This window comes from Paenibacillus amylolyticus (assembly GCF_003719335.1).
GTDB lineage: Bacteria > Bacillota > Bacilli > Paenibacillales > Paenibacillaceae > Paenibacillus > Paenibacillus amylolyticus_D.
Genome location: NZ_RIAS01000010.1, coordinates 16,500 through 41,070 on the forward strand (window position 1 = coordinate 16,500; position 24,571 = coordinate 41,070).

The 24,571-nt window shown below is 48.2% G+C and carries 17 protein-coding genes; 14 read left to right on the forward strand and 3 right to left on the reverse strand.

Features of this window, described 5'->3' with window-relative positions; translation table 11 throughout:
- Positions 1 to 8: 8 nt before the first annotated feature.
- Positions 9 to 980, reverse strand: a complete 972-nt coding sequence (locus EC604_RS17835; RefSeq protein WP_123065445.1) for a BadF/BadG/BcrA/BcrD ATPase family protein — start codon at positions 978 to 980, stop codon at positions 9 to 11.
- A 368-nt stretch (positions 981 to 1,348) separates the two neighbouring features.
- Between EC604_RS17835 and EC604_RS17840 the strand changes: the two genes are divergently transcribed.
- The 7 genes from EC604_RS17840 (at position 1,349) to nagZ (ending at position 9,448) form a co-directional block, all read left to right on the forward strand.
- Positions 1,349 to 2,701 (forward strand): ABC transporter substrate-binding protein, encoded by a 1,353-nt coding sequence (locus EC604_RS17840; RefSeq protein WP_123065633.1) that lies wholly within the window; start codon positions 1,349 to 1,351, stop codon positions 2,699 to 2,701.
- A 43-nt stretch (positions 2,702 to 2,744) separates the two neighbouring features.
- Positions 2,745 to 3,665, forward strand: a complete 921-nt coding sequence (locus EC604_RS17845; protein ID WP_123065446.1) for a carbohydrate ABC transporter permease — start codon at positions 2,745 to 2,747, stop codon at positions 3,663 to 3,665.
- A gap of 39 nt (positions 3,666 to 3,704) precedes the next feature.
- The gene (locus tag EC604_RS17850; RefSeq protein ID WP_123065447.1) at positions 3,705 to 4,538 is read left to right on the forward strand and encodes a carbohydrate ABC transporter permease; all 834 of its coding nucleotides are present in this window, start codon (positions 3,705 to 3,707) and stop codon (positions 4,536 to 4,538) included.
- 52 nt (positions 4,539 to 4,590) lie between these two features.
- The gene (locus EC604_RS17855) at positions 4,591 to 5,700 is read left to right on the forward strand and encodes an ABC transporter ATP-binding protein (RefSeq protein WP_123065448.1); all 1,110 of its coding nucleotides are present in this window, start codon (positions 4,591 to 4,593) and stop codon (positions 5,698 to 5,700) included.
- A 7-nt stretch (positions 5,701 to 5,707) separates the two neighbouring features.
- Complete coding sequence (locus EC604_RS17860) at positions 5,708 to 6,445, forward strand: hypothetical protein (protein WP_240036998.1); 738 nt, start codon at positions 5,708 to 5,710, stop codon at positions 6,443 to 6,445.
- Positions 6,442 to 7,614, forward strand: coding sequence for an exo-beta-N-acetylmuramidase NamZ family protein (locus EC604_RS17865; RefSeq protein WP_123065450.1), 1,173 nt, complete (start codon positions 6,442 to 6,444; stop codon positions 7,612 to 7,614). The genes EC604_RS17860 and EC604_RS17865 overlap by 4 nt, the downstream gene beginning before the upstream one ends.
- A 97-nt stretch (positions 7,615 to 7,711) precedes the next feature.
- The gene (gene nagZ / locus EC604_RS17870) at positions 7,712 to 9,448 is read left to right on the forward strand and encodes a beta-N-acetylhexosaminidase (RefSeq protein WP_240037000.1); all 1,737 of its coding nucleotides are present in this window, start codon (positions 7,712 to 7,714) and stop codon (positions 9,446 to 9,448) included.
- Between the two features lie 892 nt (positions 9,449 to 10,340).
- Here the strand turns inward: nagZ and EC604_RS17875 are convergent.
- Positions 10,341 to 11,741 (reverse strand): serine hydrolase, encoded by a 1,401-nt coding sequence (locus EC604_RS17875; RefSeq protein ID WP_123065451.1) that lies wholly within the window; start codon positions 11,739 to 11,741, stop codon positions 10,341 to 10,343.
- 331 nt (positions 11,742 to 12,072) lie between these two features.
- On the opposite strand from EC604_RS17875, the gene EC604_RS17880 reads away from it, so the two are divergent.
- On the forward strand, positions 12,073 to 14,016 hold the full coding sequence (locus tag EC604_RS17880) for a methyl-accepting chemotaxis protein (protein WP_161556970.1): 1,944 nt from the start codon (positions 12,073 to 12,075) through the stop codon (positions 14,014 to 14,016).
- Positions 14,017 to 14,290: 274 nt separating this feature from the next.
- Complete coding sequence (locus EC604_RS17885; protein ID WP_123065453.1) at positions 14,291 to 15,559, forward strand: DUF2087 domain-containing protein; 1,269 nt, start codon at positions 14,291 to 14,293, stop codon at positions 15,557 to 15,559.
- Between the two features lie 518 nt (positions 15,560 to 16,077).
- Here EC604_RS17885 and EC604_RS17890 read toward each other — a convergent pair.
- Positions 16,078 to 18,078, reverse strand: a complete 2,001-nt coding sequence (locus EC604_RS17890; RefSeq protein WP_123065454.1) for a methyl-accepting chemotaxis protein — start codon at positions 18,076 to 18,078, stop codon at positions 16,078 to 16,080.
- A 238-nt stretch (positions 18,079 to 18,316) separates the two neighbouring features.
- On the opposite strand from EC604_RS17890, the gene EC604_RS17895 reads away from it, so the two are divergent.
- The 5 genes from EC604_RS17895 to EC604_RS17915 all read left to right on the forward strand — a co-directional run bounded on the left by EC604_RS17895 (position 18,317) and on the right by EC604_RS17915 (position 24,542).
- A complete protein-coding gene (locus EC604_RS17895; RefSeq protein WP_123065635.1) occupies positions 18,317 to 18,991 on the forward strand; it encodes an AzlC family ABC transporter permease in 675 nt (224 codons plus the stop codon).
- Complete coding sequence (locus EC604_RS17900; RefSeq protein ID WP_123065455.1) at positions 18,982 to 19,311, forward strand: AzlD domain-containing protein; 330 nt, start codon at positions 18,982 to 18,984, stop codon at positions 19,309 to 19,311. The genes EC604_RS17895 and EC604_RS17900 overlap by 10 nt, the downstream gene beginning before the upstream one ends.
- 146 nt (positions 19,312 to 19,457) lie before the next feature.
- Complete coding sequence (locus tag EC604_RS17905; RefSeq protein ID WP_123065456.1) at positions 19,458 to 20,114, forward strand: SGNH/GDSL hydrolase family protein; 657 nt, start codon at positions 19,458 to 19,460, stop codon at positions 20,112 to 20,114.
- An 80-nt stretch (positions 20,115 to 20,194) separates the two neighbouring features.
- On the forward strand, positions 20,195 to 22,516 hold the full coding sequence (locus EC604_RS17910; protein ID WP_151458089.1) for a heparinase II/III family protein: 2,322 nt from the start codon (positions 20,195 to 20,197) through the stop codon (positions 22,514 to 22,516).
- On the forward strand, positions 22,509 to 24,542 hold the full coding sequence (locus tag EC604_RS17915) for a glycosyl hydrolase (RefSeq protein ID WP_123065458.1): 2,034 nt from the start codon (positions 22,509 to 22,511) through the stop codon (positions 24,540 to 24,542). Before EC604_RS17910 ends, EC604_RS17915 begins: the two co-directional genes overlap by 8 nt.
- Positions 24,543 to 24,571: the final 29 nt, after the last annotated feature.

A 24,571-nucleotide genomic window follows, 5' to 3' on the forward strand; every position in this document is an offset into this window, starting at 1 on the left:
TTTTTTGTTTAGAATGATTTATCCAAGTGGCATTGTAGTCTTGCTAACTGTGCCGCACCCACGGCCGGGACAGGAGCATTTTCCAAGCAGACAACCTGCTGTTGATCGTGCACTTCGGTAAGATGGTGAAGGAATGTATTTCGAAACAGGGAAGAGTAGCGAAATATGGAACCGGAAAGTGCCATAGGAGCCGTGGCGAAAGAAACATGTTGGCGTATTAGCGCTTTAGCGGTATCGGCCAGTTGCTTGGCCTCATCCATGAGAAGGAAACGTGCTACCTCATCCCCTCCAGCAGCGGCTTCTATCGTCAGGCGAGCCATGGAAGCCATGCTCGATTTGTTCCAGTCCGCTTGGTATACCACGTATTTTAATTCCGGTGGATGCTTGACTTGCAACTCCTGCAATACGAGTGATGTCAAAATGGTTGTAGGTAAAACGCCATCATGGCTCTTCATAACGCTTTGCAGTGCACGCTGTCCAATTCGATAACCGCTCCCCTCATCTCCGAGTAGATGTCCCCACCCGCCTGCCCGGTTCACTTCACCTTCCGGTGTGATTCCATAGATGATCGATCCGGTTCCTGAAATGGCGAGCAAACCGTGCGGTTGCCCAAGCGAGGCCATTAGTGCGATTTCTCCCTCCGTGACAATATGGATCGTACAGTTCGCATGAATGGAATCAGCCGTGTTTTTCTTGCTTTTCATATAGTCATCAACGTGAGCGGTGATCCATTGTCGCTCCTGATCTTCAGCTATACCTGACATGCCAAGACATATACTCTCACAATTAGACAAAAATTCTACATTGGATGAAAATAGAACATCTAAGAGATGTAATAACTCCTTTACAGCTTCGTGAGGCGGCACACTATGTGGATTCGTTGCACCGCCACGAGCTGTTGCCAGAATGTCCCCAGATTCAGAAATGATTGCTGCATCAGTTTTGGTACCGCCTCCATCAATTCCTGCGTAAACTCGCAAGCGTACTCACCTCGTTAGGGCATATTTTCTTTTTTTCATAGTATAGAGGCTTAAAACGAAAAAGTAAAATTAAATTTTATGAACAAATTTATTGTTGAATTTTTATTTTACACCTCATATAATGAATTCAATCCACAATTTTGGAAGGAATCGATACGATTGATGTTACATTAATTAACGTTAAAGTTTCATTAGTAACACTAGACCTTGCTGAACAGGTCGATCTCCAAGGAGGTGTAGATTTCGGCTCTGTGCCAAGCTGCGAACAGAGGGTTACGAAAGGGAAAGGTAACAGAAGGGCACCAGCAATAGACATTCATAATGGGCGTAGGACAAGAGAAGACGACATGCAAAAGGAGATGAAGGATATGAAAAGGAAGGGTCTTGTTTTGGCGATGGTGTTATTGATGGTCTGGATCACAGCCTGTGGCAACAGTGGTGGAGCAGATTCGAATGATCCGGGTGCGAATGATACGGTGACGGTATGGACATACCCGGTTCATGGCACATACGAGGATGAATTGAAGGACTTAATTGCTGATTTTAATAAGGAACACCCGAATATTACGGTGAAAACGGAAATGCTCTCCTGGGCTGAGGGGCCCAAGAAATTTGATGTCGCTTTAAACGCGGGAAATCCGCCTGATCTGTACTTCCATAGTGTGGACGGTACGTATGTGAATACCGGACTGGCACTGGAACTGGACAGTTATCTGACCCCTGAGATCAAAGATGACTATCTGCCGGGCACTTTGGAACTGGGGCAGATTCAAGGGAAACAATACGGTCTGCCTCTCTATCAATTCCAGTGGGCCTGGGGCGGTAACAAACGTATTCTCGATGAAGCGGGCATTGATTGGAAGACAATCCAGAAGAATGGCTGGACCTGGTCCGAGTTTAACGAAGCCGCGGCCAAGTTGACGAAAACGCTGGATAACGGAAGTAAACAATATGCCTTGGTGACAGATGGTACTTCGCTTGATTTTATTGAAATGCTCTCCCGTAACAACGGCATGATTGATGTGCTGGACGAAAGCGGGAAATTCCAGTGGAATGACGGCCGCATTCTGGACACGCTCTCTTTTATCAAAAATCTGATGGATCAAGGATATATGCCGAAGGAAACGGCCGCACTTGCTCCGGCGAAGCGGACAGACATGTTCTATGCCGGTGAAACGGCAATCATCTCGAAGGCGATTCCTTATTATGATGTCATGATTCAGAACCGCAACAAAGATATTGACGATGGCAAGGTGCAGGGGGAGAAGATTGATTTTGTATTGCTGCCCGTACCGCACAATGATAATCAGCCTGCGGCAACAACGATGGGCGGCGAGGGTTATGTGGCTTTCAAACAGAAGAAGGACAAAGGTGAGCAGCATGCCAAAAATACCTTCCTCGTTATGGAGGCACTGAGTGGTGCCAAAGCGGGTAACTCGGCTAATGAGCTGGCGCTTCCTTTTGTAAGACAATCTCAAGCCGATCTGTTCAAAGGCAAGGAACTGGGACAGCAGGTCAATCTGGATGCGGCCAAAGAGATGGCGAAACACATCGCAATGCCAGTCGTGCTCAAGCTGGATATCGACAAGGCTTCACAGCAGAAACAGTTCAAGGAACAGGTCGTGAAGCCTAACATTCAGGCTCTGTTCTCGGGTGAGAAGACACCGGAGCAGATTGCGGAAGATTTTAAAGGCAAAGGTCAGCAGATGTTCGGACAATAACCAACTACGCAGTGACACATTGATTCGGAGAGGAGGATTCGCCATGCAGACCGCCCTTGCGCCGGAGCCTGCGCCCCGGCATTCCCGGGTTGTCCGGTTCTGGCGAGATTACGGGTGGGCGTATTTGTTTATTTTGGCGCCTGTCCTGCTGTTTCTCGTTTTTACACTGTACCCCGTATTAACAGCTCTTGTTATGAGCTTTCAGAAATACAACATCATGAACTCCACGTGGGTGGGACTGGATAATTACGAACGTCTGGTGAAGGATGAAACCTTCTGGAAGTCGATTAAAAATACCGTCATTTTTACACTTGGAACAGTACCCGTCAACATCCTGATTACGTTTGTGCTCTCGTATTTTATCTTCCAGATGAAAAGCAAATGGCAGACGTTCTTCAAGGCCACACTTTATCTGCCTGCGGTAGCGTCGGGAGTGACAATCTCGATCGTGTGGCTCGCCATTTTTGACCCGACGGATTCGGGACTGCTCAATCGCTTCCTGAGCTTTTTCGGCCTTGACCCGATCATCTGGCTTGGTCAGTCAGGCACAGCCCTCTTTTCTCTAATCTTGATGAACTGGCTTGGATCCCATGGTGCGGGCATCATTCTGTATCTTGCGGCTATGGGAGGTATCCCAAAATCGCTGTATGAGGCTGCCGATATCGATCATGCGAGCGGATGGACACAATTCAGCAAGATTACATGGCCCCTTTTGAAACCGACGACGCTCTACTTGCTTGTAACTGGCGTCATTACGTCCTTCCAAGTGTTTATTTCTGTATACCTGATGACCCAAGGCGGGCCAAACTTTGCGACCACTACAATTGCTTATTTAATTTATGAGACGGCCTTTAAGTTCTACGAGTTTGGATTAGCCTCGGCACAATCCTTTGTACTGGCAGTCATCATTATTGTCATCTCCGTGATTCAATTCAAATATTTCTCCAGTGATATCGAGTATTAAACAAGGCTTTCATTAGGCATCCGGGGGTGAATACAACGTATGAATTCAACACGAAAAAAGATTCTGCTTGTTATAGCGTCTGTTCTGTTGGCTGGCTGGGCACTGATTACGATTATTCCTATGTACTGGATGCTCGTCGGATCGGTGCAGGATACAACGATGTCAGCTTCGTTCAAGCCACAGATGATACCTGAGCAGCTGTCCATGTCGCCGTATGAACGTTTTTTTGCCAAAACGGATGCATGGCGCTGGCTCTATAACTCGTTACTGATCTCCGTTATATTGACGGTCACCAATGTGTTCTTTGCTTCGCTGGCAGGATATGCGTTTGCTAAATTAAAATTCCCGGGCAGTCAGGCCGTGTTCTGGGTGTTGCTTGGAACGATGATGATTCCTGCACAGGTGACGCTGATTCCACTCTACATTTTGATGGTCAACGTGTTTGATCTGGGGGATACGTACACAGCGATTATCCTCCCCGCAGCAGTCAGTGTTGGCAACATCTTTCTTATGAAACAATTTATGTCCACCCTGCCGACTTCACTCATTCATGCCGCTCGAATTGATGCGTGCAGTGAGTTCGGCATCTTCTGGAAGGTCATTCTACCTATGGCAAAGCCAGGTATAGCAGTGCTGGCGATTTTCACTTTTGTTGCCTCGTGGAATGAATTTTTCTGGCCTTTCCTGATCACCAATTCGAATGAGATGCGCACGGTACAGGTTGGACTCGCATCCTTTGTTTTTGCTGAATCCACCGACTTCGGTGCCATGATGGCTGGAGCCACAATCGGTGCATTGCCGATGATCATTCTCTTCTTCTCATTGCAACGTTATTTCTTGCAGGGTATCACGATTGGAGCTGTGAAAGGATAACCATGCAACATTTGCAAGTACAGCAGGTGACAATGTAAAGGGGGATTAACCTATGGCACGCGTGGAGTTTCGCCAAGTGCGCAAAGAGTTCAAAGACGACCATAAAGGAACGTTCACGGCAGTCGCCGGTTCGGACTTTGTAATAGAAGATAAGGAATTTGTCGTGTTTGTTGGGCCTTCGGGCTGTGGTAAAACAACCTCACTGCGAATGATCGCGGGGCTTGAGAAACAGACCAGTGGGGACATCGTAATCGGGAATCGGATTGTGAATGATCTGCATCCCAAGGATCGGGATATCGCCATGGTCTTTCAGGATTATGCCTTATATCCGCATATGACCATTCGGGAGAATCTGTCCTTTGGTCTGAAAAATCTGAAGAAACCCAAAGCCTATATCGATGAGCAAGTACAGAATGCTGCTTCGATTCTGGGGCTTGAGGCTATGCTGGAGCGTAAGCCGCGCGAATTGTCCGGAGGGCAGCGCCAGCGTGTTGCCGTGGGACGTGCAATTGTGCGTGATCCGCAGGTCTTTCTGTTCGATGAGCCGCTCTCTAACCTGGATGCCAAGCTGCGTGTGCAGATGCGTGTAGAGCTTGGGGAGCTGCATAAAAGGCTGGGCGCGACGATCGTTTATGTTACACATGATCAGGTCGAGGCTATGACGCTTGGGGAGCGCATTGTAGTGATGAATCATGGGGACATTCAACAGGTTGCATCACCGAAGGAGCTCTATGCCAGCCCGCGCAATATGTTTGTGGCCGGTTTCATCGGCTCACCAGCAATGAACTTCATTGATGCCCACATCGAAGGTACACAAGTGAAGATAGAGGGTACATCCTTCACGTTATCAGCCAATGTGTTAGAGCGCTTAAGCAATTATCAGGGTAAACGGGTCATTCTCGGACTGCGTCCAGAGCATATTTTTGGTGATGATGTGGCACCCAATATTCCGCAAGATCACATGCTTCAAGCACGTGTTCAAGTGGTGGAGCATCTAGGGTCGGAAAATTTGATCTACTTCCATCTGGGGAGCCGAACGGTGACAGCCAAGGTTCATCCTGAGACCCATGCATATGTGGGGATGGATAAGACCTTTGTGCTAGATATGCGTAAAGCCCATTTCTTTGACCCGGAGACGGAGATGGCGATTGGACTGGAATAGATGTTGAATGACAGAAGGGAGAACAACACCTATGCGTAAACTGAGTGAAGTGCTGGTCAAGTCAGGGGTGGAGATCTACCGGGATATCATTCCGGTGGCACTGTTCAGTGCGGGCAGCTCCGTGCTGCTCATTCCGATTCTCATGTTTGCACCGATACCGGTGGCCGTGCTGCTGCTTGCCATCATGTATATGCCGCTCTTGTTTGGTGTCTGTTACGCAGTGCATCATCGGCTGGAGCGGAAAGAGCGCCGGAACGGGCTGCGTGATATGTGGGAAGGCACGTGGAGAGGGTTGCTTCCGGGCGGTGTGACAGGGCTGCTGTTCGCACTGCTGGGTTTCATCCTCTGGTCAACCTGGTGGTATTACGGAGGGAAAGGCAACATGACGGGCATGGCAGTAGGCATGTTTCAGACGTTTTTTGTCATCTTGGCGTTCATTTCACAGTTCTACACTTGGCAGCTTATGTTGCAAAAAGGAATGGGCATCCTTCAGGCGATGGGAGAGAGTGTGAAGTTGTTCTTCCGTTATCCGGGGTATACGATTGCTGCCTGCTTCCAAGTGGTGTGCCTTAGCGCACTGCTTATGCTGACGGTTGTGGGATTCGGAGCGTTGTTTGCAGGTATGTTTGCCATCTATCAGCATAAGGCCGCAAGTAATCTGATTGAACCTGAAGAGGAGCCAGTTTCGTCCCGTGGTAACGATCATCAGCAAGTCGGTTGGGTAAGCGAAGGTCATGTATCATGAGGGTGAAAACAGGAGCGGATGTGCTGGCTGAGGGAACTGCACATCCCTGGTTAACTGGTGGTGCACGAATTGGTTTGGTGACGAATCCGACGGGCATCACAGCAGACTTTGTCTCCACGGTGGATGTATGTGCAAGCTTAGTGGATGCCCAGCTGACGGCTTTGTTTGCATGTGAGCATGGGTTGTCTGGAGAGCTGCAGGCGGGTATTCCTTTTTCAGACTCGGAACACCCCCGTTATGGCATTCCGGTATACAGCTTGTACGGTATACATAAGAAGCCGCAGCCTTACATGCTTGCTGATGTGGATACGGTTCTTTTTGATATTCAGGATGTGGGTGTGAGGTATTATACGTATGCTTCAACTTTATTTCAGATGATGGAGGCGTGTGGCGAAGCGGGAAAACGTCTACTGGTGCTGGATCGCCCCAATCCGCTTGGCGGTGTGGAGGTGGAAGGCGGTTTACTTAAGGATGGGTTTGAATCCTTTGTAGGAGCCTGGGCTACATCCATTCGAAACGGTATGACGATTGGGGAACTGGCTTTGCTTGTCAACGCCGAGCATCATGTGCCCTGTGAGTTAGAGGTCATAGCGATGGAGGGCTGGCGGCGAAGCATGACTTTTACTGAGACGGGGCTGCCCTGGATGATGCCTTCGCCTAATATGCCAACGGTAGATACCGTACGTGCTTATGCGGGAACGTGTCTGTTGGAAGGGACTAATGTATCGGAAGGTCGAGGCACGACGAGGCCATTTGAATGGCTGGGTGCCCCGTGGATCGATGGGCAACAGCTAGCAGATGCGATGCAGTCTCATAAATTGGGCGGGGTACATTTCCACCCGGTGTATATGACACCGGCCTTTTCCAAACATGCCAGAGAACGATGTGGGGGTGTAAGGCTGTTTGTCACAGAAGAAAGGCACTTCCGTTCTGTTGAAACAGGTTTGTTGCTTTTGCATGAGATAGCCATTCGATACCCCGAACAGTTTGAGTGGCTTGAACCTCCACGTAAGGGCTCCCGATATTTTATTGATTTACTTACTGGAGGGGGAGAGGTTCGCGAGACCATTGGAGACGGTCGTGGTTTATTTCGTTTAATGGCAGCTTGGCGTGAGCAGGAGAAGATGTGGCAGGAACGCCGCAGACCCTATTTGCTATACGATGAATGACGCGCTTAATGGGCAGGTAGGAATGAAGAGTAGCATGGCAGACAGGGATGCTGCTCTTTGGCACGAGGGTTTGAGGTTCATGGGAGGAGGACACGTAATGCTAATGCGTAGCTTGAAGGACAGGGTGAAGCAAAGAATCGGGCAGATGAGCTTAAGAGATAAGGTCGGGCAGATGTTGTTATGCGGATTTCATGGAACAGAGCCGGAAGGTGAGATAGAGAAGCTGCTTGGGGATTATCCGATTGGCGGCATCGTTTATTTTGCAAGGAATGTGGTTTCGCCTGAGCAGGTAGAGCGGCTATCTGGTGGTTTGCAGAACATTGCGCAAGCAAGGGGCAATGTACCTCTCTGGATTGCTATTGACCAGGAAGGCGGCATGGTGGCTCGAATTACAGAGGGGATTGCACTTATGCCTGGACAGATGGCCATTGCTGCGGCCGGATCGGTGCAAGATGCTTATGAGGCAGCTCACATTAGTGGAATGGAACTGCGATCGATGGGCATTAATATGAACTTTGCTCCTGTACTCGATGTGAATAACAATGCGAACAACCCGGTTATCGGTGTGCGTTCTTTTGGGGAATCCGCGGAAAAGGTAGCCGACTTCGGTGCGGCATCCATTGCGGGCTTTCAGAATGCCGGTATCGCTGCGACAGCCAAACATTTCCCAGGTCATGGCGATACGGATACCGATTCTCATCTCGATCTTCCTGTAATCACCCATGACAGAACAAGGGTCAATCAGGTGGAGCTTGCACCGTTTCGAGCAGCGATAGCGGAAGGCGTGGATGCCATGATGTCTGCTCATATTTATTTTCCGGCACTGGAGCCAGAGCGCCTACCTGTCACATTGTCCCATTCGGTATTAACCGGATTGCTTCGAAAGGAGCTTGGATATGAGGGTATGATCTTGACCGACTGTATGGAGATGAAGGCGATCGCGACTCACTACGGCACGGTCGATGCGGCGGTGATGGCGGTTGAAGCTGGAGCAGATATGGTACTGATCAGTCATACAGCACAGTTACAAGTGGAAGCTTTCGAAGCATTGATGAATGCGGTGAAAAGTGGACGTATCAGTGAGCGGCGGATTGATGAGTCTGTTAGACGTTTGCTGACATATAAAATGAAGCGTGGGCTAATGAATGTGGAGATGGGGCTGGAGAGCGACACGGCAGTAGAGATATCTGTCAGTATGAGCGGCAAATTTGGTGTGGATGATGTCCATGCAACCCCGGCGGTGGTTCACGATTCCATGAATGCAAATCAGCCATTTGCCGAGCCGTTTCAACGTAATAGTCCACTGCATCAGGAGGTAGCTCAGCGAATCAGTGAGAAGAGCATTACATTAATTCGGGATGCACAACATATGTTGCCGCTAAAACAAGAGCGAACACTTGTCATTACGGTTGCCGCAGAAGTAACAAGTATTGCTGATGAACAGTTGGATGGAGGGGTAACACTGGGAGCGGCTTTGTCTGCTCAAGGCTTGGAAGTGGTGGATATGAGGGTAGCGGCGGATGAAGTTGCGCTGTCCTCGGCTCGTCTGCTTCAAGCCGCAGAAGCGGTGGATATAGAGCAGATTGTGGTCGGCACCTACAATGCAGGCAGCCCTTCGGGCGACCCGCAATGCCGATTGATCGGCTGGCTTCTGCAACTTGGCAAACCGCTGGCTGTAATCGCACTTCGCAGTCCGTATGACCTACAGAAGCTGCCGGATGTGCACACTTATATCGCGGCATATGAGAGCAGGCCTCTCGCCATGAGCAGTGCAGCGAAAGCGATGATGGGACAGATCCTTTTCAAGGGCCAGCTTCCTGTCACGATTGAATAAATAGATGCAGATTTGGTAGATTTACAGGTAGAGAATCAAGATATATGAGTCTACTATGACGCAATATAAAGAGGTATAAAGCAAATAAAGAGGTATGAATATATATGAAGCGATTGACGCGATCTGACGTGACTTGACGTAACGCAAGGTAGATGAAACCGGACTTTTATGTATATGAGGGATGAGCTGGTGTCTCCTCACACTGCCGGTATAGCAACGATGTATGAGAATAACAAAAGGGACGAGGCTTTTCATGCTTCGTCCCTTTGCGTGTTGCATACTCTTATTATTGTACGTGCAGAAAGCGTTATTAATGGGATAACCCAAACCGTAACCGATTATAGTGATCACGGATGATGATATTTGGTTCATTTTGGTGGGTTCTAAAATCTAACGATCTCCAGAAACGTTATTTGGGTGATATTAGCCGGTTGTATATTCTAACGATCACAGGAAAGCTTAATTAGAGAAATCGATACGAAAATGGGAATTGAGCATGTGTTTTTAGAGAAATAAGGTTACTGGTGATCGTTACAATTTCTGAAGGCTGATTATAGCTCAAATAAGCTCATCTGAGATCGTTAGAATAAACAGGGGGTGGGTGAAGGGGGTTACCCAATCCCCAACCTCAACCCAACCTCAACCCGACCCAACTCGACCTAACTTTAACCTCAATTAACCCCCAACCCAAACTCGAACTAATCCCTGAGCTCAACGTAATCTGGTCCCCGAACCATCAACACCAATCAGAGCATCAACCACAAACCAAACTACAAACCAAACTACAAACCAAACCACAAACCAAACCACAAACCAAACCACAAACCACAAACTTTCAACCCCGCTGAATGGGTGGCTTCGTGCGGCTCCTTTGTGATGCTTCAAGCGACCATTATAATTGCAAAGCTTTGGCCGTTCGTGCCTCTACATCACTTAGCAGTGTGGTCATATCCATGCCCGCATGATTACCGAGCAAGATAATGGTAATATCATCGGATAGATTACGTGAAAATGCTGTGGAAAACCCGCCGCCGCTTCCATTATGGAAGACGATGCGTTTTGTTGCGTTTTCCTTGAGAATCCAGGCATAGCCGTAATTTTTGTTGGAATAGGGCTCATACATCGTTTCAATCGTTTCCTGACTTAGAATCTGGTCAGTGTATAAGGCCCGATCCCATTTCAACAGATCATCCACGGTAGAGTAGAGCGTACCTGAACCGGATTGTGAAACATAGTAAGGTGCAGGTGTCCATCCTTTTCCTTGCTGGACAAAGCCGCTGTTCGTATGCACTTTGCGTGATGCTTCTCCCGAATCTTTCATGCCGAGCGGTTCCAAAATGGTTTGTTGTACATAGTCTGCATAACTCATGCCAGATACCTGTTCCACAACGTACGCAAGCAACACGTAACCGCTATTGCTGTACAGGTAGGCACTGCCGGGTTCGAACTTCAAGGTTTTGTGACGAATCTCTTCTACCGTTTGTTCAAGTGTATTGCCTTCCCCGCGACCGAAGGCCGACGGCAGACCCGACGTTTGGGACAGTAACATATGCAGAGTAATCTGATTTCCCTTCGGGATGCCGGAAATATAGGTGGAGATCGGATCTTGAACATCTAGCTTGCCTGCTTCTGCCAAACTCAAGATGGAAGCCGCAGTGAATGACTTGCTCAAGGAGGCGATACGGGTCTTCTGGTCCGGACGATTCATTGTCTGTTCATCCGCGAGACCATACCCCTGTTTCAGCAAGGCTTCGCCCCCCCGTGCAATCAGAGCCATCCCCGGATAGTTGATCTCACGCAGATAGGCATCCACGCTAGCGACTTCAGGATCGAGCAAGCTGACCTGGTCAGTCATTATACCAACATTCATCTGGCCTGAAGGCGTTCGCTGGACTTCGATATCGGCCTTCAAAGCATTGGCCAGAGTACGGACAGGAACCATTAATGTGCCGTTAATGGTGCGTGAATTCGCTGGAGAGGCCAGAGAAACCTGGTTTACTTTAATGGACTTACTTCCGGCTTGATGCACCAGCTTGTCCCTGCCAACGGTAATTGTAGCTGTATTGGTACGGGCATCCCACTTCAAATTCCCTTTAACAGATTGGACTACATCTCGTAAGGGAACGAACGTTGTACCTTTTAGAATAAGCGGAGCGTTGTTCCAGAATTGCGGCTCCCCGTTAACTTCAATATGCACGGCTTGTGTAGTCTGCGCTGCAGAAACCGTAGAGGTGTTAGACAGCCCGAATACCGTGCCTGCGCATAGAATGAACGTGAATAGAAAACGAAGCATGGATGGATAGCCACTGCTAGATACAGGTTGTTGCTTGTGAAACTTGCCTAAGATTTGGATCCTCTCCTTCCAAGTGTTTCTTAATAAACCATTATATAAATATTGTAAACGATCCCAACAAGGGGGTCAAAAAGAGAGTGTACCTAAAGTAATAGGATCAGACCATTAAAAATGGGATTATTTAATATGGATACATAATGTTTCGCGGTGAACTTTCCGATAAAAAGAGTTGAACTTAAAGATGGGAGATAGATAGATAATGAGAAAAGGGCTTCAAAAAAGGCTTCTAACAGGGCGAGAAATGAAGGTGAGGTTTCAATCACGGTTTACGTTGACGGTAAAAAAACGGCTGATTGCCGCATTCCTTTTATTCCTGATCGTACCTAGTCTTAGCGTAGGGTGGCTTGCTTATCTTAAGGCAGCAGATCAGGTTAGAATGGAGATTACTCGTTCTGCACAGGCCAAAACGGAAATGCTTAGTCTGCAGATTGATCAGATGCTCAATATGGAGAAGGACAACGCTGTACAGATGGCATCGGGGATTACCTCCGAAGACATTATTAATAAGAGTCCTGCGCTTCAAGCTCAGATGGATCGGATGTCGAAAAACCATAAAGAACTTGGTGTGCTTACGGCTGGAGCCGAGGATGGCAGCTGGATGAAATCTCCTGATGCCGGAGACCAGATTTATGATCCTCGTGAGCGTCCATGGTACAAAATGGCGATATCACAATCGGGGCCGGTGATCTCGGATACCTATCAGTCTTCAGCAACAGGGGAATGGGTGGTTACAGCAGCAGCCAAACTGGCAGATGGAAAGGGTGTTTTTGGAGCTAATGTAAGCTTGAATCATTTGAAAGAGACCGTAGACCAGATCCATATCGGCGAAGCGGGGAAACTGTATATGTTGGATAATGGCGGGAAATTTTTGTTCCATTACAAGATTGAATCCGGCACGCAGTCCGATCAAGGCTACATTAACGAGATGTACACGAAAGATCAGGGAACCGTGAAGTATATATATGATGGTCAACCGATGGAGGCGGTATTTTACACAAATACGGCCACGGGCTGGAAAATTGTCGGCGAGATGATTCCCTCCGAAGCGGCGGAGTCCGTGAAACCGATTATGATTCGTGCGATTACACTTGTAGGCGTAGCCATTATTGTGGGTATTGTGCTGTTGATCTTTATTATCCGCAGCATTCACCGTCCATTGCAGCAGCTAACACAAGCAGCATCTCAAGTAAGTGCAGGAGACCTGACGGTTCGCGTAGGCCTGCGGCGCAAGGATGAGTTCGGTCAGCTTGGTGATAGTTTTGATACGATGACCACTTCACTGCGTAATGTACTTGGCGAGGTACATGATACATCCAGTCAACTGGCAGCATCATCGGAAGAGCTGATGGCAAGCTCTGAGCAGACCTCCAAAGCAACGGAGCAAGTAGCGGAGTTGATGCAAGATGCAGCGGCAGGAACAACGATGCAGAATGAAAGTCTTGCAGCGACAGAGCAGCTTATCGGTGAGATGTCACTTGGCGTGAAGGAGATTTCTGCAAGAGTCGGAGATGCGGAGCGTATTGCGATCGAAGCCTCCTCCAAATCGGAAGCGGGAATGGTCACGATGCAGGAGGCCGTATCCCATATACAGCAGGTGAATGATGAGAGCAAGGCTATGGAGGCTGTTATCGAAGATCTGCGAGCGAAAAATGATGAAATTCTGGAGATTGTAGCAGAGATTACAGCCATTGCCAAGCAGACGAACATTCTGGCACTGAATGCTTCCATTGAGGCTTCGAGGGCAGGCGAGCATGGCCAGGGATTTGCTGTGGTTGCTAACGAAGTGAAAATGCTTGCGAACAGCTCAGGTGCTTCGGCAGAGCGGATTAATGAGCTTATGCGCGAGATGCATGAGAAGACTCATGCTGTTCAATCTACCTTTGCACGCACAGGTGAAGGTATGGAGAAAAGCTCACAGATGATCACAGAAGCTGGAGAAGCCTTCCAAACGATTCGTGATGCGGTTCGAACCGTTGCGGCTCAGGCTGAAGAGGCAGCTGCAGCTTCCCGTCAGATTGATCAAGGAATGGGACATGTGAACAAAGCTGTAAACGAAACGATGGTTCTCTCTAACCGGATTGCCGCGGGAACCGAGGATGGTTCGGCGGCCGCTCAGGAGCAACTTGCTACAATGGAAGAGGTTGCTGCATCTTCAGCCGCCTTGTCTCGCATGGCAGAGGATCTGCAGAGCATGATTGAACGATTCAAATTGTAAGTGAGTGAGTATGAAAGCAGGTATGAAGACTGTCGGGGTGATGAACCGGCAGTCTTTTTTCTTTACTGCTAGAGATTGAATTTTGATCAAGGTGCCAGTTTTTTGATTTTGTTTGACAATAAACAAACATAATAATATTATATCTATAAATAAACTAACAATACGAAATTTTTATAGGTGGTTTTTAATTATAAATCAATAAAGATTAACTTAGAACTCAAAGTAACTCGTAATTCAAAATACATTGGATGAATGATAGAAAGGACGGCGACGAATGAAAGCCTCGGATTCAAGATTGCAGACAGCTTCTCTCGAAGAGATCAAACGCGGATACGTGGAGGAAGGAACGGCCTATTTCTGTGTCTGTTGTGGTTTTACAACGGAACCGGGAATTGTTTACCCCGACGAAGGTGTGCTCTATGATGCGGTTCGTTACATGCGTGTTCATATTGAGAAGGTCCATGGGTCTGTATTTGAATATTTGCTGGAGCTGGATAAAAGTGTGACAGGATTGTCCGATGTACAGCGAGGTCTGCTGGCCCAGTTCTATGAAGGGAAAAAGGATGCAGAAGTGCAGCAGGCTCTAGGCATCGGCAGTGCGTCTACCATTCGAAACCATCGATTCGTTTTGAAGGAAAAGGAGAGGCAGGCCAAGATATTTCTGGCGTTAATGGAACTGTTGAAAAATAAAGACCTGCATGCTCCGGCAACATGGGTATCGCCGATTATGAAACAAGGGCATACGATTCATCAGCATTCCTTTGACATATCGGAAGAGGAAAAGAAACAGGTGTTACATACTTATTTCCCGGAAGGTACAAGTGGTCCGATGACTACGTTCCATATGAAGCAAAAACATAAGTATATCGTGCTCACAGAGATTGCCAAACGTTTTGAACCCCGGCGTCAGTACACCGAAAAACAAGTGAACGCACTCTTGAAGAAGGTACATGCCGACTATGTTGAGATTCGGAGATATCTGGTGGATTATGGTCTGTTAGAGCGAAAGGAGGATGGCAGCCAGTACTGGCTGGGTAGTGCAGCAGAGGAACAAAGGAACGATAGAGGGGATGGTAAGCAAACGAAAGGAACATCAGTAAAATTATCAGATAATTCGTCTGCATCCTTAGCGGTGGAACAGCAAGTTCCAGAAGAAAGAACAGGTAAAGGAGAGAAGAGTATGAATCGACGCAAAGAGTTACAGGAGCAAGCCAAAGAAGTCAAAGTAGAAGCAGGGATTTATCAAATTCGGAATGAGCGAAACGGCAAAGTGTATATCGACAGCACGCCTAATCTGAAGACCATTAACGGACAGCAATTTATGCTGCAGATGGGGAGCCATCTGAATCGACGTTTACAGGCAGAGTGGAATGAATACGGTGAGAGTGCATTTACGATTGAGGTATTAGAAGTAATGAAAAAGGATGACAATCCCTACGCCGATCCGAAGGATGCGCTTGCCAAATGTTTGGAAAGCTGGTTTGAGAAGCTGGAGCCTTACGGAGATCGTGGATACCACGGGGAGCCCAAATCGTCAAATTAGTAGGTGAGTAGAGTTCAATTTCAGTATTGAACACTACGGATGTAACATTTTAATATTGGAAAATAGCTAATTTCGTTCTCAGCTTGAAGCATAGTATAACGGAACGGCAATTCTAACGATCTCAGATGAGCTTAATTTGGCGATACCCGGTTCTCTGGAATTGTAACGATCACCAGAAACCTTATTTCACTAAAAACACACGATTTATGCCCAATTTCACTTTGTTTTTACTAAATTAGCTTCCCTGAGATCGTTAGAAAATAAAACGGTATGATATTACCCAAATAGCGATCCTGGGAATCGTTAGAAAATTATCCGGCTAGATCAGGGCTATGCAGGGCAGTCACTTATGGGCTGAATATTGTGATTTAGCCGTAGTAGTAAGTAAGTAAGTAAGTAGTGAGTATGTATGACTATCCCAATAAAAAAGTCCCTTTGCTGTTGAGTCGGCAAAGGGACTTTTTCGTGGTGATGTGCTCTAATGTGCTCGCCAGAAGGCGAAAGATTTGTGTTGATCCTTACAGTTTGAATTGCTCTACCAGCTTCTGCAACTTATTAGCCAGATGCGCAAGGGAATCGGCAGAGGAGGAGATTTCCTGCATCGAGGCCACTTGTTCTTCCGTCGCAGCGGAGATATTCTCTGTGCCATCGGCATTGGTTTCCGATATGGTATGAATGTGGTCAATAGACTGCACCACTTCTGCTGTGCTGGCAGACATCTGCTCGGATGCTGCTGCAATATTTTCAAGTTGCTGATTGACCACCCCAACAGCCTCGCTAATCTGCACAAATGCATCATCGGCAAATTGTACAGCTCGGATGCCGCTGTCTACATCTTTTTGTCCCAGACGAACATTCTCATTAGCCCTGGAGATTTCTTGCTGAATGGATGCGACCATCTCCACGATCTTCTGACCGGATTCGCTGGACTGCTCCGCCAGTTTGCGGACTTCGCTTGCTACAACGGAGAATCCGCGTCCATGCTCGCCTGCACGAGCTGCTTCAATGGAAGCATTCAGCGCAAGCAGGTTGGTTTGGGCTGCGATATCCGTAATGACAGAGACCATCTCACCGATGGAGCTGGAATGCTGATCGAGCCGTGTTGCAGTTTCTGCGATGCCTTGCACAAAGTGCTGGATGGAGCCCATCTCCGATACCGCCGTTTTAATCGTCGAGTTCCCTTGTTGCGCGAGTTCGCTCGCTTGCATAGCGGCTTCGGACACTTGCTGTGTACTGTTCGTTACTTGTCCAACCCCTCCGGCAAGTTCATTCATCTGCTGTGCGGTATGTTTCAGGCTGTTTGCCTGTTTTTCAATGCCAGCCGCAGACTGTTCTGTAATGAGGGCCACTTGCTCCGTAGCTTTGGTTGTCTCGGACGAATTGATGGCAAGCTGTGCAGAAGATGTTGTAAGTTCGTCAGCTGTATTACGCACATCCTGAATGACTGTTCGTAGAGATTGACTCATTTTGTTAAAGCTATTGCTGAGTTTGCCGAACTCATCCTGACCGTGCACAGCAACCTCGATCGTCAGGTTCCCATCGCTGATTTCGTTGGAGGCTTTGACAAGTCGATTGAGCGGTCTCGTAATGGCTTGTACAATCCAGAAAATAATGATGGAGCTGATAACTACAGCAATCGCAATAACAATCAGGGTAGTATACAGGATTGGACGAACGGTTTCCGTAACTTCGTCATTATCGATAACACCGACGACTGTCCAGCCTGTCGTTTCATTGGTAACGAAGAAGGCATGCTCGTTTTTTCCGTTCAACGTATACTGCAGATCACCATTCTTTTGATCGAAAATTTGTTTATAGGGTTCCATCGTGCCTTCGGTACCTGGTTTTTCGGTTGGATGCACGATGATTTTATTCGCATTATCAATAATATAGATATATCCTCTTTTCCCGATTTTCGTGGAATTTACCGTCTGGGAAAGAGCTTCAAGGGACAGACTGACCGAAACAACACCATGACCGTCACCGGTCGTCTGAGCAACCGAAGCAACCACATTACCTGTATTGCTTGAGATGTAAGGTGTAATTACAGAAGGCACGTCTTTGTTCTCCGAAGCAGCCTTAAACCAAGGACGTTCACGGGGATCATATCCCGGCTTATTCACGGCGGTGACCGGGGAGTTGATATAGACACCTTTATCCGTTCCGACGGAGGCAAGTTCCACGTCATCGTGGGTATCCTTGTAAGCATCAAGTAAGGTACGAATCGTTTCCGTTTCGTCCCCTTGAACCGGACCTACATTACCAGCATCCAGCTGACTTGCCAGAAAATCGACATTTTTGCGTGTAGCCCCAATAATCTGGTCAATGGTCTGATTCAGTACACTCACGCTACTGTTGGCATTCTCAAACATTTTTTCTTCGACCTTGGTAGCCGCTGTCTGGAATGAAATGATGCCTAGACTGATAGTTGGGATCAGCAGCACGATAGCAAATGAAAGTATCAGTTTCTCTCTCATCTGTAACGTTCGTTTCCCCTTTGGCTGCTTCACTTTCTTCATAGTACATTCTCCCCCTGTCAACTCTCCCGAACTGACATAAAATATGGTATATTTCTAAGTTAATGCAAACCAATTCTGCATTCATTATTCCAAATCACTGATTCAGAATGGTATGTATCGATATATATCGGCTGATAGTGATTAAAATTAGAGAGGAGTTGTACGAGAGTTGAATGAAAGTGCACCAAGATTATCTGCACATGAAAACAGTGTGGAAATTCAGGATCAGGCAACTTTTATGCAGGGGGTTCGGGATTGTATACCGACATTGCTCGGATATCTAAGTATCGGCTTTGCAGCAGGAGTTATTGAAATGACTGCAGGTCTCAGTTTTGCCGAAACGGCATTGTTGAGTCTGATTTTATATGCAGGTTCAGCCCAGTTCATTGCGGCAGGGATGCTGGCTTCCAATGGATCGGCGTTAGCGATCATCTTCACTATATTTTTTGTGAATCTGCGTCATCTGTTGCTTAGCGCAGCCGTATCTCCGTATTTCAGACATCTGACCCCGCTTAAAAATATGTGGATCGGCTCACTGCTTACGGATGAGTCATTCGGTGTGGCGATGACACGTGCAATCGGCAGAAAAACACTCAGTGAGCGCTGGATGCATGGTTTGAACATTACCGCATATTTAAACTGGTTTATCGCGAACATGGCGGGAGCATACTTTGGACGCTGGATCACGAACCCGGATCGGTTCGGACTGGATTATGCGTTGCCAGCAATGTTTATCGGTCTGATCGTACTTCAGCTGGTACATCGCAAAAGCAAAAAAATACATATTAATGTAGCCATCATTGCGGTCGTGTGTGTCATCTTAGCAAGCATGGCTTCACTAGGTAGTCTGAGCATTATCATAGCAGCAGTGGTTGCAGCAACGATGGGAGTGTTTATGGAACGATGGAAGTAAGATGGGATGTATTCTGGATTATTATGGGCTCGGCATTGCTTACATTTATCCCCCGGGTGTTGCCGCTTATGCTCTTCAGTAAAATACAGATTCCGGTGTGGCTGATGCGCTGGCTCGAATATGTGCCTGTTGCCGTCATGGCCTCACTCATTGGTCAGGAATTGTTTATGTCAGGCAATCGCCTTGTCCCCATTACAGAAAATGCCGCTTTGTGGGCAGCACTGCCCACAGTGGCTGTAGCCATCTGGACACGCAGTCTGCTCGGTACTGTGCTGGTTGGTATTGTATCGATGATGATATTACGTTACTTCATGGGATAGGAAGATGGGATCGTGATGAAAACGCTATTTTCTAATGAACCTAAAAGGGATAAGATGGAGAAAGCGGCATGAAATCGTCTGTTGCAGCCATGGATAAATCATCAGCATTTCATCATCTATTTTGAGCGAAAGGAACGATGTCTAAGATGAAACCAAGTCCATCGACGATTTTGTTTCAAGGGGATTCCATTACCGACGGAGGAAGATCACGGAATGAGGATCTGAATCATGTTCTTGGTCACGGGTATGCGTATTTGATCTCAAGCAGACTGGGCATGGAACTGGCGAGTAAGCACAAAACGTTCTATAACCGAGGCATAAGCGGAAATCGGGCATCCGATCTGTACGCACGCTGGAATGAAGACACATATAGTCTGAAACCGGATCTGATCAGTATCCTGATTGGGGTTAATGATGCCTGGCGTTTCATGAATGATGAACCAAGAGGATATACAGATCGTTTTGCCCGGGCGTATCGTCACTTGCTGGAGGAAACACGGGAAGTTATACCGGATACCGGGCTTGTGCTGATGGAGCCTTTTATTTTGAAGACGGGGGCGACGCTGGACCAATGGGAGGGCTGGGAAAAGCTTATGGCTGAATACCAGCAACAGGTTCGGGAAATGGCCGAGCACTACGGAGCGGTATGGGTTCCGCTTCAGCAAACGTTCAATGCGGCATTGGAGCAAGCCGATGCTTCATACTGGTTGTGGGATGGCGTTCATCCTACTGCGGCAGGTCATGAGTTAATTGCTCGTCAGTGGTTGTCTGTGGTGCAGCAATCTCCACTTGCTATTGTGTAGCTTATTTTAAACTCCATTAGTGAAGCGTGGTGAATCCTTTGCAAGGCTCTGATCACGAAATTGGAAACGAACATCATGAAATGCGCTTAAGACACGCTGTAGATGAATCTGGGGTACTCGACTGGCTAGACGAACAACGGATCAGGCAGGTGTTTGGTAACATGAACAAACAAAATCATGGTCAAGATGGTGCAGGAATTAAGGCTGATGAGCTTCGGGAAAAGTTGTTCCGGCCCGAGTTCGCTGAGATGCTCACCGATTTACGAAGGTATGGAGAGCAGGCATTACGAGAACCGTTGCCTCTTCTGACATTTCACCTGTTTCGACAGTTCGGCAGGGCGGGAGACCGCAAAGCATACGAGCAGGTTTACTTCGAAAGGCGCGGTAGATTAGCAGCCGTTGCCATGCTTGCTCTCGATTCCGACGCCCCTCATATGGTTCATGCTCTCGAAGAGATGTTGTGGGCGGTATGTGATGAATATACGTGGTGTCTTCCGGCACATCTGGGAACGGGGGAGGCGGAGCATGTGGGAGGCAATATTGACCTCTTCGCCGCAGAGACGGTACATATGCTTGCGGAGATTGTAGTACTTCATCGTCATCATCTCGATTCTCTGATTGTTGAACGGATACTTCTAGAGGCGGAGCGACGTATCTTTACGCCGTTATACAGGGAGAAGAGGGCATATCACTGGCAGACAGCAGAGCACAACTGGTCTGCTGTCTGTGGGGGATGCTGCGGCATGGCTGCTATGTTATTGCTGGAGGATCAGGCGATGTTGCTGGAGTCCACCAGACAGACAATCGACTGTATGAAGGCATTCTTGAGCGGGTATGGCGAGGACGGCGGCTGTGCTGAAGGAATTGGGTACTGGGTGTATGGCTTCGGATATTACGTCTATTATGCCGAGATGTTACTGGACTACACAGAGGGAGCGTTGGACTTGCTGCAAGGTTCCAAAATAGCGGCGATAGCGGCATTTCCGCTGCGAATCCATCTGTCGGACGGTACATTTATCAATTATTCGGATAGCTCGGAGTATGAGGAGATACCTTCGGGGTTGCTGTCTCTGTTAGCTGTACGTTTCGGAATGGAAGTGGATTTGCCTCTGCGGATTCCTCAGCTGACAGACGATCCTTGTCGTCGCTGGGCACATTTGTTACGGAACGTGATGTGGAGCGATCCGGCGGTATATGAACGTATACATGGAGAAACGGCTAGGCGGGCGAATGGAGGGTTTATTTTTCAACAGCTGGAATGGATGGTTGCCAAACATGCCCTTCATATGCCTACGAATGTATGGGTAGAGACGAGCAGACGGTGTTCAGACCGGGAGTGGATTCAGGTGGCGTGTTCGTTTAAAGGCGGTCATAATGATGAACCCCATAACCATAATGATCTGGGACAAGTGATTATCCATTGCGGTGGCGAAAATATACTGTGTGACCCTGGAGCAGGGGTGTACACGCAGGCTTATTTTGCTCCAGGGCGTGAGCAGTTATTTCATATCTCATCTGCTGGGCATAACGTGCCCTTGATTGGAGGTTGCGAGCAGCGTTCGGGTAGAGAGGCTGAAGCCAAGTTGCTGGAATTCAGGCTTGAGCCAGATGGAAGTGAAATGCAGGCTTGTTTGGATCTGACGCATGCATATCCCGAAACAGCAGCATTGCACCGGTACACACGCCATCTGAGCTGGAAGGTCGGACAAGATCGTGATGGTATGAACAGGATCACAGGAATTAAGGAAAGAGGCGGTAGGGGTTGTAGTACGGAGAATCCCCCCGATCCAGTTGATTTGGTGGAACGGATCAGGAGTACGGATCGGCAAGTTGATGTCGATTACGCTATGGATGTGAACTTGGACGTGACGGTGGCTATGGATACGGGTGTGCATGTAGATATGGCAACCTTGCGGATTATAGACAAATTCCAATGGAAGATGGACACAGAAGCTGATGTTGCGAAGTCTTCGTTGAACGAGTCATATGTTGAATCACAAGTCGTTGAGCGCTGGATAAGCCGGATACGCCCGGTGATAGAAAAGGAAGGCAGGCTTCGGTGGCAGGCTTCGCAGGCTCATTTGTACATGATATATGATGCTGTCCAGTGGCGGGTGCAGACAGAAGCTGTGCATACCGTGGATCATGACCAAGTGCCTGTTACATTTTATCGTACATCACTTATTTGGAAAGGGAACGGAGTTACAGCGACAAAGGGCGAGGATGGAAGAGTTGAGAATGAAAGAGTTGAAGATGCGTTAGAGGCGTCGGAAAATTCGAAAATCCTAGAAAGCGCAGAAACGGTAGAAACCTCCAACGTTGCTCCGCTAGAGATTGTATGTCAGGTTGATTTTATTGTTGAACCCCATCAAGGAGAAGCCGAGGTGAGTCCACGTGAGTAGTTATACAGCCACAGCGACATATCCATGGAAAAATGAACTTGAAAAGTATCGTGCTTTGGCAGCAGAGGCTGGTTCCGCATCGGCAGATGGCTGGAGCAGGGAGCGCAAGCTGGCTCTCGTCAAACAAATTGTTTGCGCTTACACCAAATATCAGGATAGTCATGGTGCAATTATCGATCCGTACTCAGGCATGGAACGGTACTACTCCACACCAGCCTATGCTATGGCAGCTGCAGTACTGGTGGATGCAGGGCACATCGAGCTGCTGGATTCCGCATCGGCAGCTCTGTCATATAGCATTGATGCGGTGGCAAGCGGGAGTGCCCCAGACAATCATCCGGATTTTTTCCCTGTACTGATGATGCGGGCATACATGATGCTAAGGTCTTATCGACCCGATCAGGCAGCCATCTGGGCTGAGGCACTTCGGACGATTGATCCCGAGAATGATTATGTATTTACGATGAGTAAGATGAATAATGCCAATCGCATGATTAACTGGAATGCCATTATGATCTCGGGTGAGTATCTGCGATGGAGCGAACACCTTGCGAGTGAGGATACAACTTGGATGGATCGTTATCTGGAAGCATATCATCTGCCGCGGTTTACCCCGCTTGGTCTGTATCAGGACGGCCCGCTGGATCGACCGAATTGTCCATTTTCCTATGATATCGCTACCCGCTATCATCTTGAAGTGATGCTTGATGGAGGTTACGAAGGGGCGGTCGCGGATGCATTACGAGAGAGATTGAATCATGGTGCGTTCAGCTCATTGTTGATGTTGTCTCCGCTGGGAGAAATACCGCCGCGTGGTCGCAGCTCTCAGCACCAATGGAATGAAGCAGCGGCGGCATATGTTTGCTCGGTGCACGCCAAGCTGGCGATGCAGGCTGGGGATTCTGTAATGGCCGGGGCGTTTGCACGAGCGGCAAATCGTTGTTTTGAAGCCGTAGAGCGCTGGCTGATGCCGGATGGACGTTTGAAAATTGTACGCAACGAATATGCGCCTGAGAAACGTCACGGCTACGAAGTATACACCAATCACACCTGTTACAATCTATGGACGGCAGCTGCGCTGGCACATGCCTGTCTTCGTGATTCAGATGAGGGGATTGTGCAATTCTATCTTCCCTCCGAGATTGGAAACAGGGTACTGCAGGCGGACGGCTGGTTCGAAACCGTGCTGGCCTCTGTGCCAGGTCAGCAGCTGGTTCTGCACACTGCGCTGAATGACCCGTATACGATCCCAGGGCTGGTACGAGTGCAACAGGCAGGTCTGCCGGGATTAATAGGCCCGTCCGCAGCCGGTCATGTACAGGCAGGATTTACAGAATTTGCTGAAGGTGTTGTGCGGCCTTTGAGTTATTGCCCCGCTTGGAAGACAACGGATGGGGTGTGGCATAGTCTGGCTGAGGGTATACCATCAGGTAGTACGTATGACCGTGATGCGGGAATAGATCCGGCAAACGGTGGCGGTTCAATCCTGTTTAAAGTGGCGACCCGGACGGGTGAGAGTTCGGCAGAAAATGAGCTACAAGAAACCGTGACAGCAGTTAGTTCGAATATTGTGAAGAGCCCTACTGAGCTAGCTGCGAGAACAGCTGCCGAGCAAGCTACGGGGAGAACTGCTGAGGAAGCCACGTTGAACCATGAAGAGAATGATTTCGAGGTCATCTGGACGGGCCCTTTACCTGGGATGCGCTCTATAATTACCCGTTATGTGCAGCAAGCAGATGAACTGATGGTGACGTATACATTCGAGGGTGAGATTGAGGCGGTGGGGGCTGTGATCCCACTGATGTTTAGCGATGGTCGGGAGCAGGCTGTGATTACCTATACGGAGCATAGTGTGCGCACAGAATACCTTGGAGCGTACGTTGAATCGACAATTCAAGATGCAAAAGCGGTGATTCAGCTGAGTCCACAGGAAGTGGCTTCACGCAACGGGCTGTTAAAGCAGGCACGAATGGAAGTTTATGATGCACAGCAGCTGACATTCACTATTCGATTGGGACGCATCTAAGGAAGTCCGGAAGCAGTCTAGTTATTATC

Bases quoted from the DNA above. Each gene is read 5' to 3' on its own strand.
- EC604_RS17905 (WP_123065456.1), top strand. From the start codon at position 19,458: ATGAAACCAAGTCCATCGACGATTTTGTTTCAAGGGGATTCCATTACC.
- EC604_RS17840 (WP_123065633.1), top strand. From the start codon at position 1,349: ATGAAAAGGAAGGGTCTTGTTTTGGCGATGGTGTTATTGATGGTCTGG.
- EC604_RS17865 (WP_123065450.1), top strand. From the start codon at position 6,442: ATGAGGGTGAAAACAGGAGCGGATGTGCTGGCTGAGGGAACTGCACAT.
- EC604_RS17900 (WP_123065455.1), top strand. From the start codon at position 18,982: ATGGAAGTAAGATGGGATGTATTCTGGATTATTATGGGCTCGGCATTG.
- EC604_RS17860 (WP_240036998.1), top strand. From the start codon at position 5,708: ATGACAGAAGGGAGAACAACACCTATGCGTAAACTGAGTGAAGTGCTG.
- EC604_RS17875 (WP_123065451.1), bottom strand. From the start codon at position 11,741: ATGCTTCGTTTTCTATTCACGTTCATTCTATGCGCAGGCACGGTATTC.
- EC604_RS17895 (WP_123065635.1), top strand. From the start codon at position 18,317: ATGCAGGGGGTTCGGGATTGTATACCGACATTGCTCGGATATCTAAGT.
- EC604_RS17845 (WP_123065446.1), top strand. From the start codon at position 2,745: ATGCAGACCGCCCTTGCGCCGGAGCCTGCGCCCCGGCATTCCCGGGTT.
- EC604_RS17885 (WP_123065453.1), top strand. From the start codon at position 14,291: ATGAAAGCCTCGGATTCAAGATTGCAGACAGCTTCTCTCGAAGAGATC.
- EC604_RS17850 (WP_123065447.1), top strand. From the start codon at position 3,705: ATGAATTCAACACGAAAAAAGATTCTGCTTGTTATAGCGTCTGTTCTG.
- EC604_RS17910 (WP_151458089.1), top strand. From the start codon at position 20,195: ATGCGCTTAAGACACGCTGTAGATGAATCTGGGGTACTCGACTGGCTA.
- EC604_RS17855 (WP_123065448.1), top strand. From the start codon at position 4,591: ATGGCACGCGTGGAGTTTCGCCAAGTGCGCAAAGAGTTCAAAGACGAC.
- nagZ (WP_240037000.1), top strand. From the start codon at position 7,712: ATGCTAATGCGTAGCTTGAAGGACAGGGTGAAGCAAAGAATCGGGCAG.
- EC604_RS17890 (WP_123065454.1), bottom strand. From the start codon at position 18,078: ATGAAGAAAGTGAAGCAGCCAAAGGGGAAACGAACGTTACAGATGAGA.